This is a genomic window from Streptomyces sp. NPDC002265, assembly GCF_040296125.1.
Taxonomy (GTDB): domain Bacteria; phylum Actinomycetota; class Actinomycetes; order Streptomycetales; family Streptomycetaceae; genus Streptomyces.
On record NZ_JBEOWS010000355.1, the window covers coordinates 1 to 9,843 of the forward strand.

Here is a 9,843-nt window from a genome sequence, read left to right on the forward strand (position 1 = left end):
AGGGACGACCGCATGGCCGAGCTGGTGAGCAACTGGGCGGGCAATGTCACGTACGCCGCCAAGGGAGGGCGGGCGGGTGCCCGGGCCGGGCGTCAGGCCGGGCGGACCACGCTGTGGATCCCGGACTCGCCGTCGTAGTAGATCGACTCCTCGCGGACGTACGCGCCGGGCTTGGGGGCGTGGATCATCATGCCGTCGCCGACGTAGATGCCGACGTGGCTGACGTCGTCGTAGAAGAAGACCAGGTCACCCGGGCGGGCATCGGCGAGGGAGACGGTGGTGCCGGCGTTCACCTGGTCGTAGGTGGTGCGCGGCAGGGTGACCCCGGCGGCCTTCCAGGCGGCCTGGGTGAGGCCGGAGCAGTCGTAGGAGCCGGGGCCCGTCGCGCCCCAGACGTACGGCTTGCCGATCTGCGCGCGGGCGAAGGCGAGCGCCTTCTCGGCGCGGGTGCCGACGGTGGAGTCCGCGGCCGAGGAGGACGAGGACGAGGCCGAGGAGGAGCCAGGCGAGGACGACGAGCCCGAAGCCGCGCTCTCCTTCGCCGCCGCTGCCGCCTGCTGCTTGGCCAGCTCCGCCGCCTTGAGCGCGGCCGCCTCCTGCTTCTGCTTCTCGATCGCGGCCAGCCGGGCCTTCTCCTCGGCCGTCAGTCGGGACAGCAGCACGCGCGCGGCGGCGAGCTTCTTCTGGACGGCCGCCTTGGCGGTCTGGAGATCGTTCTGGGCGTCGGTGAGCGTGCCGAGGCTCTCGGTGGCCTTGCGGCGCTCCTTCATCGTCGCGGCTTGCTCGGTGACGTAGTCGTCGACCGCGCCCTTCTGCCGCGAGGTCAGCCGGCCCATCAACTGGGCCTGGTCGAAGTAGTCCTGGGGCGAGTCCGCGAGCAGGAAGGTCGCGGTGTCCGGCGCGGTGGCACCGGTCCGGTACTGCGCCGCGGCGAAGGAACCGAGTTCCTCGCGTGCCTCGTTGAGCTTCTGGGTGCGCTGGGCGACGTTGTCGAGCAGGGTGTCGACGCGCTTGCGCTGCTTGGTGGTCTTTTCCTTGGCCGCGTTGTAGTTCTCGGTCGCCGACTCGGCCTGGCGGTACAGGTCGTCGACTTTCTTCTCGACCTCTTCCACGCTCGGCCGGCCGTCGTCGGCCGAGGGGGCGGCGTGGGCCGTCTGGGACAACAGGGCGACGGAGGTGAGGGCCGCCGTGGCCAGGGCGGGGGTCCGTATGCCTGCTGCGCGCGTGCCTGCGGGACGCGACTTGCGGTGCGACGCCAAGAGAGGCGACTCCTTCCACACTCCGCCTACCGGGTTAGCTGTCGGGTTCGGGCGGATGATCGGAAGGTTTGCCCTACGGCCTGCCCCCGACGGGGACGCGGGCCGATTCACCCCGGTTCTCGGTTGGGTCCCCGGCTCCGGTTGCCGTGCGGGCGTTCCGGACTCGGCGGAGGCCGCGCGGCCCGGCGACGTTCGCCGGTGGGGGTCGTGCGGCCCGCCCGGCACGCTAGCCAACTCCTGTGGCCCTTGTGAAGGTTGATGGGCGATATGCCCGATACATTTTCGTGACCTAGGGCCCGGCTGTGACGGGGTGCGGTCGATCCGGCATGGATGCTCATGGTTGACGGCGTTTGGCCACGTGTTCCGGGTTTGTCGCACCGCGGCGCCCGGGTCACCGAGGGTGACGATGGCCCTTGCCCGCCCGGCCACTGAATGTGACGTTCCCCTCCCGGCCCTTCGGCAGGGGCCGCCCGGCCGGGGGGATGTTCCCGGGACGGCGGCGGGTTGTCGGTGCGGCGCCCTAGACTCGGAGAGCGATGAGCAGCCTCTTTGACGACAGCTTCCTGGCGGATCTCCAGGCCCCCCGCGGCCATGGGGAGGAGCCCCCGCCTCCGCCCGAGGACGAGCACGTGCCGGAGCCGGTCCCGGACGATCTGTTCGGCGGGAAGTTCGACGTGCCCCCGGACCGGGACGAGTACTACCGCGACGGCGCCCCGCGCCCCGCGGTAGACCCGGCCGCCCTCCTGGAGGGGCTGAACGACAACCAGCGCGCCGCCGTCGTCCACTCCGGCTCCCCGCTGCTCATCGTGGCCGGCGCCGGCTCCGGCAAGACCCGGGTGCTCACCCACCGCATCGCCCACCTGCTCGGCGAGCGGAACGCGCATCCGGGCCAGATCCTCGCGATCACCTTCACCAACAAGGCCGCGGGCGAGATGAAGGAGCGCGTCGAGCAGCTCGTCGGCCCGCGCGCGAACGCGATGTGGGTGATGACCTTCCACAGCGCGTGCGTGCGCATCCTGCGCCGCGAGAGCAAGCGCCTCGGCTTCACGTCGTCGTTCTCGATCTACGACGCCGCCGACTCCAAGCGTCTGATGGCCCTGGTCTGCCGCGACCTGGACCTCGATCCCAAGCGCTTCCCGCCGAAGTCCTTCAGCGCCAAGATCTCCAACCTGAAGAACGAGCTGATCGACGAGGAGGACTTCGCGGCCCAGGCCGGCGACGGCTTCGAGAAGACCCTCGCCCAGGCCTACGCGATGTACCAGTCGCGGCTGCGCGAGGCCAACGCGCTCGACTTCGACGACCTGATCATGACGACGGTCAACCTGCTGCGCGCCTTCCCGGACGTCGCCGAGCACTACCGCCGCCGCTTCCGGCATGTGCTCGTCGACGAGTACCAGGACACCAACCACGCCCAGTACGCGCTGGTCCGTGAGCTCGTCGGCACCTCGGAGCATCCCGTGGACGTGCCGCCCGGCGAGTTCGACCTCCAGCCCGCCGAACTGTGCGTCGTGGGTGACGCCGACCAGTCGATCTACGCCTTCCGCGGCGCCACCATCCGCAACATCCTCCAGTTCGAGGAGGACTACCCGGACGCGACGACGATCCTGCTGGAGCAGAACTACCGCTCCACGCAGACCATCCTCTCCGCGGCCAACGCGGTCATCGAGCGCAACGAGTCCCGTCGCCCCAAGAACCTGTGGACCAACGCCGGCGCGGGCGCGAGCATCACCGGATACGTCGCCGACACCGAGCACGACGAGGCGCAGTTCGTCGCCGACGAGATAGACCGCCTCACCGACGCGGGCCAGGCCAAGGCCGGCGATGTCGCGGTGTTCTACCGCACCAACGCCCAGTCCCGTGTCTTCGAGGAGATCTTCATCCGGGTCGGCCTGCCGTACAAGGTCGTCGGCGGCGTCCGCTTCTACGAGCGCAAGGAGGTCCGGGACGTCCTGGCCTATCTGCGCGTCCTGGCCAACCCCGAGGACTCGGTCCCGCTGCGCCGCATCCTCAACGTGCCCAAGCGCGGTATCGGCGAGCGCGCCGAGGCGATGATCGACGCCCTCTCCCAGCGCGAGAAGATCAGCTTCCCGCAGGCGCTGCGGCGCGTCGACGAGGCGTACGGCATGGCCGCGCGCTCCACCAACGCCGTCCAGCGCTTCAACGTGCTGATGGACGACCTGCGCACGATCGTCGAGTCGGGCGCCGGTCCGGCGACGGTCCTGGAGGCCGTCCTCGAACGGACCGGATACCTCGCCGAGTTGCAGGCCTCCACCGACCCGCAGGACGAGACCCGTATCGAGAACCTCCAGGAACTCGCCGCCGTGGCCCTGGAGTTCGAGCAGGAGACCGGCGAGGGCGAGGCTGCGGGCGGGCTCTCCGACTTCCTGGAGCGGGTCGCGCTGGTCGCCGACTCCGACCAGATCCCCGACGAGGAGGACGGCGACGGCGTCATCACGCTGATGACCCTGCACACCGCCAAGGGGCTGGAGTTCCCGGTCGTCTTCCTGACCGGCATGGAGGACGGCGTCTTCCCGCACATGCGCGCCCTCGGCCAGGCCAAGGAGCTGGAGGAGGAGCGCCGCCTGGCGTACGTGGGCATCACCCGCGCGCGTGAGCGGCTCTACCTCACCAGGTCGGCGATGCGCAGCGCCTGGGGACAGCCCTCGTACAACCCGCCCTCCCGCTTCCTGGAGGAGATCCCGCCGACCCACCTGGAGTGGAAGGGGACGGGCGCGACGGCACCGGTGTCCTCGGGGCCGGTCTCGGGGGTGGCGGCCTCGCTGTCGTCCTCGCGCTCGCGTTCGTCGGCGTCCGGTGCGTCCGGCTTCGCCACGCGCCGGACCTCGGAGAAGCCGGTGGTGTCCCTGTCCGTCGGCGACCGGGTCACGCACGACCAGTTCGGGCTGGGCACGGTCGTCGGCGTGAAGGGCACGGGCGCGAACGCGGAGGCGACGATCGACTTCGGCGACACCAAGCCGAAGCGGCTGCTGCTGCGGTACGCGCCGGTGGAGAAGCTCTAGGGGTCGTAGAAGGAGCCCTCGGGATCTCTCGGGGGCTCGATCGGCACTGCTTCGGACGGTGGTGCGCGGTTACGTCGGGTCGAGCCCGTGGCTGCGCAGCCAGGGGAGCGGGTCGATGGCCGAGCCGCCGCCGGGCCGCACCTCGAAGTGCAGGTGGGGGCCGGTCGAGTTGCCCGAGTTCCCGGAGTACGCGATCGGGTCGCCGGCCTTCACCGTCGTACCGGAGGCGACACGGTACGAGGAGAGGTGGCAGTACCAGGTCTCCGTGCCGTCCATCGCCGTCACGATCATCATGTTGCCGTACGCGCTGTTCCACTGCGTGCGGACGGTGCCGTCGGTCGCGGCCATCACCGTCGTGCCGTAGGAGACCGGGAAGTCGATGCCGGTGTGCACCGACATCCAGTTCACGCCGGCCTGGCCGAAGTAGGCGCTCAGGCCCTTGTGCTCGACCGGGATCGCGTACTTCGGGCGCAGCCGCTCCTTGCGGGCCGCCTCCGCCGCCGCCTTCTTCTTCTCGGACTCCTGCTGGGCCCTGAGGTCGATGCGTTCCTGCGTACGGCTGGCCCGGTCGGCGAAGTCGTCGGCACCGGCGGAGAGGCTGCGCAGCTGGCTGTCCAGCTTGATGTTGGCGGCGGACGGTTTCACCGCCTTCGCGTCCGAGGCGGATGCGGTCGTGTCCCTGCTGTCGTCGTTCAGGTTGCCCACCACCGAGGCGGCCGCGACCCCGGCGACGCCCATCACGCACACCGAGGGCACCGCGACGGTCAGCAGCGCGGAGCGCCTGGCGGGCGTACGGCGGCGGGTGCGGGAGGCCGTGCGCGGCGCCGGGAGCGGAGCGATCTCCTCCTGGTCGTCGAGGAGCGGCGTCACGGCGGGGAGCTCACCGGTGGCGGCCGGCTCCTCGTCCTCCTCCGGGGCCGGCTCCTCGGCGGAAGGCTCCTCGGAGGGTTCTTCGGGGTGCTCGTCGGACAGGTCCTGCGCGTCGCCGTCGGTGTTCCACTGCGTGGCGTCGTAGGCGCCGGTGTCGAAGGCCTGCGTGCCCCATTCCCACTGCTGGGTCGGGTCGGCCGGGGTGCCGTCGGTCTGGAGCCAGGTGTGCGCGTCCCACTGCCCGGAGGTGTCGGAGCCCGCCGTCTGCGGCGGGACGGCGGACAGCTGCTGGTGGTCGGCGGCCCAGGCCGTCGTCTCGTACGCCCCCGTGTCGTAGCCGCTCTGCTGGGCCGCGTACGGGTCGTAGCCCGACCACTGGGTCGCGTCGTAGGAGCCGGAGTCGTGAGCGGTGTGGTGGCCGGTGTGGTGGTGGCCGGTGTGGTGACCGCCGTCGTACGCGCCGGCGTCGTAGGCGGCGCCGTCGTGGTACGAGCCGTAGGCGCCCGCGTCGGTGGCGTTGCCCTGGAGGCTGCCGTCGCCGTAGAAGGGGCCGGTCGTGAAGGTCCCGGAGGCGTGCGCTCCGGCGTCGGGGCCGGTCATGCCGAAACCGCTCGCGTCGTAGCCGACGCCGTACGTGGTGAAGCCGCCGTACTGGGCCTCCTGGGTGCCGTACGGCGCATAGTGCGCCGAGGCGGGCTCGGAAGCCGGAGCCGGGGTGGTCATGATCCCCGACGGGTGACGGTCGTTCACCAACTTCTCTTTCGCCTCGACAACAGGGGCTGCCAGAGCAGTGCGGCGACTGTACCCGTCGGTATGAGCGCACGACAATCTTCGGCAGGTTTCGTGCTTGCGGGAAACGGGCAATCGGCCGTGTTTCGGGGGACTGCGGGCACGACTTTGGCCTGGCGTTCGAAGATTGTTCGAATGTAAAGAGCTCTTGGGGTCGCGGGAGACGGTCACGGCGAACGGCCTCCCGGGCGAAATGTCCTCTATGCCTGTCGTCTCTGTCGAGTGTCTCCGTCGAGCTGTCCGTTGTCCCTGTCGAGCCGTCAGGCCACCGTCGCGTCGCCCGGGCCCCCGGTGGTGCCGGCGACGCGATCCGCGGCCGACTGCCGTGCGGTGTCGAGCGCCTGCCGTATCCCGGTCGCGACGGCCGGGTGCACCGGCAGCGCGAGGTGCCCGATCCCGCTCACCCGCACGTTCTGCGCCAGCAGGTCCGGGTGGTCGATGCAGGCCGTCTCCAGCGGGTCCATCACATGGTCGAGGTCGCTCCAGAAACTGACGAACCGGGTGCGGCAGCCGGGCGCGGGCAGCGAGAGCTCCTCGATGACCTCCGATCCCGGGCGCATCTGACGCGCGATGGGGTGCGCGTTCGCCAGCCGCGCGACCCGGGTGCCGGAGTGCGGGGTGCCGAGCGTGACCAGGATGCGTACGCGCAGGTCGCCGCCGAGCCGCTGGGCGTAGTACCGCGCGATCAGACCGCCGAGGCTGTGCCCGACGATGTCGACCTGCGTGCTGCCGGTGCGTTCGCAGATCTCCTCGATGTGGCGGCCGAGCAGTTCCGCGGCGGTGCGGATGTCGCAGGTGAGCGGCGAGTAGTTCAGGGAGGCCACCTGGTGCCGGCCGTGCTGCGCGAGACTGCGCCGCAGCAGGACGAACACGGAGCGGTTGTCGATGAAGCCGTGCAGCAGGACGACGGGCGGCTCGGGCCGGGCCGGCAGTTGGGGGGTGCCGGGGGTCCCGGGGCCGTCCAGGGCGGCCGACGCGCCTCGCTCCTGGATGATCCCGGACGGGTAGAGCAGCAGATGTCCGGCGAGGATCGCGATCTCCAGGGCGGTCGCCTTCAGGAGGGTGAGGGAGAGTCCCGCCAGCCTGACCGGCAGAACCGGCAGCATCCGCTGGCAGAGAGGCAGAAAGGGCGGCAGCGCCCGGGTGACCTTCATGGCCGACCTCCTGTCGGCACGCGGAGGACGGCTCTGTTCCCCGTGTGCTCTCGTGGAAGTCGCGACGGAGAGTGTCGGTGGGGTGCGCCGGGTGCGCGATGGTCTCCTGCTGCTCTCTGTTCCCTCTGCCTTCCGCGCTCCTGGTGCTCCGAGCGCTCTGCGGCTCTGATCGGATGCTGTGCCCCGGGCGGGTGCTCCGGGTGGGTCGTGCGGTCGGTGTGCCCGGCGTTTCCTGTGTCGACCCGCCACACCGCACCGGCGCGCGGCCGGTGGTGCGGCGACCTCGTTGCGGCTCCCGTGCGCTGGTTCCCTCCTCGCCCCTCGGCCCCACCGGAGTGTGGCTCGGGAGGCCGCGGAGACTCGGAACTATGCGCGGCTAACGTGTCCCATCGTGTGATTTCCCCCCTGGCCACCTTCGCGAAACTGCCGGTTGCGGGATGCTGGCGATAACGTTCGTTCACCTCCCGGGCGGCGCGGTGTGTGCGGTACTCGTCGGTAGGGATGGACGCAGTCGCTTCATGGAGGCAGTGATGGGTGTGGCAGCCGGTCCGATCCGCGTAGTGGTGGCCAAACCGGGGCTCGACGGTCATGACCGTGGGGCCAAGGTGATCGCGCGAGCCCTGCGCGACGCCGGTATGGAGGTCATCTACACCGGGCTCCACCAGACCCCCGGGCAGATCGTCGACACGGCGATCCAGGAGGACGCGGACGCCATCGGGCTGTCCATCCTCTCCGGGGCGCACAACACGCTCTTCGGGGCGGTGATCGACCTGCTCAAGGAGCGGGACGCGGCGGACATCCTGGTCTTCGGCGGCGGGATCATCCCCGAGGCGGACATCCTGCCGCTGAAGGAGAAGGGCGTCGCGGAGATCTTCACACCCGGCGCGACGACGACGTCGATCGTGGACTGGGTCCGCGCCAACGTACGCCAGCCGGCGGGAGCGTAGCGCCCCTGGACGACCGCCCCGCCGCGGACGGGCGTGCCGCTGTGGACGCCCGTGTCGCTACGGACGCGGCGCTACGGGGGGGCGTCCACAGTGCCTCGGCACTGGGTGGGTCGGGGGCGTCCTAGACGGTGCGGTCCTAGTCGGGGGTGTTTGGGGTGGCGCGGTCCGGGGCCGGGGCGGTCGAGGCTTTGGGGCCGGGGCCAGGGGCGTCGGGGGCGTCGGGGGCGAGGTTGTCCGGGGCCGGGTCGTCCGGGATGGCGGGGTCCGGGGCCCGGTCGTCCGGGGCCGAGTCGTGTGCCGTCGGGGGGTGTCCGGTGGTCGTCACGCCCAGTTCCCTGATCATTACCGCGCGCAGGCGCAAGGTGGTGCCCAGGCGCTGGAACGCCTCCGCCCAGTAACCCCCGGCCCCCGGCGACGCGTCCTCCGGCTCGTCCGGCACCGCCAGCAGCCCGTCCAGCCGGCCCGCCTCCGCCGGGTCGAGACAGCGCTCGGCCAGCCCCATCACCCCGCTGAAGCTCCAGGGATAGCTTCCGGCGTCCCGTGCGATGTTGAGCGCGTCCACCACCGCCCGGCCGAGCGGTTCGGCCCAGGGCACCGCGCACACCCCGAGCAGCTGGAACGCCTCGGACAGGCCGTGCGCCGCGACGAACCCGGCGACCCACGCCGCCCGCTCGCCCGCGGGCAGCGTCCCGAGCAGTCTCGCCCGCTCCGCGAGGGACACCGCCCCCGGCCCGCCCGCCTCGGGGGCCGAGGGGGTGCCGAGCAGCGCCCGCGCCCACCCGGCGTCCCCCTGCCGCGTCGCCGCCCGGCACCAGGCCGCGTGCAGCTCGCCCTGCCAGTCGTCCGCCACGGGCAGCGCCACGATCTCCGCGGGTGTGCGCCCGCCGAGCCGGGCCGGCCAGGTGGCGAGCGGTGCCGCCTCCACCAGCTGGCCGAACCACCAGGACCTTTCCCCACGGCCCGCCGGCGCCTTGGCCACCACCCCGTCGCGTTCCATGTCCGCGTCGCACACGTGCGGTGCCTCCACGGCCAGCGTCGGCGCGGTCCGCATGTGATCGACGGCCACACACGCCCCGGCCCGCACCGCCATCCGGGCGGCGAGCGCGGAGTGCGGCAGCGCCGACAGCAGCTCCGCCGCCGTCGCCCGCACATTGCGGCTGCGGTCCGCCAGCGCCCGCTCCAGGAAGGCCTCGTCCCCCGGGCCGAGGCCCGTGCGCAGCGAGTCGAGGAACATCAGCCGGTCCTCCGCGCGCTCCGCCGCCCAGGTCGAGTCGAGCAGCTCGCGTGCCGCCCCGGGCTCACGTGCCCTGATCGCCGACAGCAGGGCGACCCGCTCGGCGAACAGACCCTCCTGCCACAGCTGCCGTACCCGGTCGGCCTCGCCCGGACCCGGCAGCGCCGCCCCCGCACCCGGCGTCGCCCGCAGGGCGAACCTCCAGTCCGGGTTCAGCCGCGCCAGCCACACGGCACGCGGACCCACGAACCCCAGCACCGCCGGGCGCAGATCCGTACGGCCGCGGGCCGCGTCCAGCAGCGCGGGCATCGTCTGGGGCGGTGCGGCGAAGCCATGGGAGTTCGCCACCTGGAGCCACTGGGGCAGCAGCTCCAACAGGTCCGGCGCCGTACCCCTGCGGCCGCCGCCCGCGCCGGGACGGTCGGCCAGCAGCATCGTCAGCCGCCGCGCCGCCGCCGGGGGCAGCGCCGGGCGCGGGTCGGGGGGCGGGGGGGGCGGGGCGCCCCGCCCGCGGGGCCGGCGCGGGCCCGGCCCGCTGGGGGGGGGGGTGGGGGCGGCCGCGGCCCGCGG

At 72.2% G+C, this 9,843-nt stretch carries 6 protein-coding genes and 1 riboswitch; of the genes, 2 read left to right on the plus strand and 4 right to left on the minus strand.

The window, feature by feature from the left end; genetic code table 11:
• Positions 1 to 92: 92 nt before the first annotated feature.
• Complete coding sequence (locus ABT085_RS38595; protein WP_351619248.1) at positions 93 to 1,259, minus strand: C40 family peptidase; 1,167 nt, start codon at positions 1,257 to 1,259, stop codon at positions 93 to 95.
• Between the two features lie 8 nt (positions 1,260 to 1,267).
• Positions 1,268 to 1,438: riboswitch (cyclic di-AMP (ydaO/yuaA leader) on the minus strand.
• A gap of 357 nt (positions 1,439 to 1,795) precedes the next feature.
• On the opposite strand from ABT085_RS38595, the gene pcrA reads away from it, so the two are divergent.
• Positions 1,796 to 4,279 carry a DNA helicase PcrA gene (gene pcrA / locus ABT085_RS38600; RefSeq protein ID WP_351619251.1) on the plus strand — a complete coding sequence of 828 codons (2,484 nt, stop codon included), beginning with the start codon at positions 1,796 to 1,798 and terminating at the stop codon, positions 4,277 to 4,279.
• A 69-nt stretch (positions 4,280 to 4,348) separates the two neighbouring features.
• On the opposite strand, the gene ABT085_RS38605 is transcribed toward pcrA, so the two are convergent.
• A complete protein-coding gene (locus tag ABT085_RS38605; protein WP_502982917.1) occupies positions 4,349 to 5,899 on the minus strand; it encodes a M23 family metallopeptidase in 1,551 nt (516 codons plus the stop codon).
• Between the two features lie 299 nt (positions 5,900 to 6,198).
• On the minus strand, positions 6,199 to 7,092 hold the full coding sequence (locus ABT085_RS38610) for an esterase/lipase family protein (protein WP_351619254.1): 894 nt from the start codon (positions 7,090 to 7,092) through the stop codon (positions 6,199 to 6,201).
• Positions 7,093 to 7,622: 530 nt separating this feature from the next.
• On the opposite strand from ABT085_RS38610, the gene icmB reads away from it, so the two are divergent.
• A complete protein-coding gene (gene icmB, locus ABT085_RS38615) occupies positions 7,623 to 8,039 on the plus strand; it encodes a coenzyme B12-dependent isobutyryl CoA mutase small subunit (protein ID WP_351619257.1) in 417 nt (138 codons plus the stop codon).
• Positions 8,040 to 8,175: 136 nt separating this feature from the next.
• Here the strand turns inward: icmB and ABT085_RS38620 are convergent.
• On the minus strand, positions 8,176 to 9,843 hold a 1,668-nt coding region (locus tag ABT085_RS38620; RefSeq protein WP_351619260.1), incomplete at its 5' end, for a DUF5691 domain-containing protein.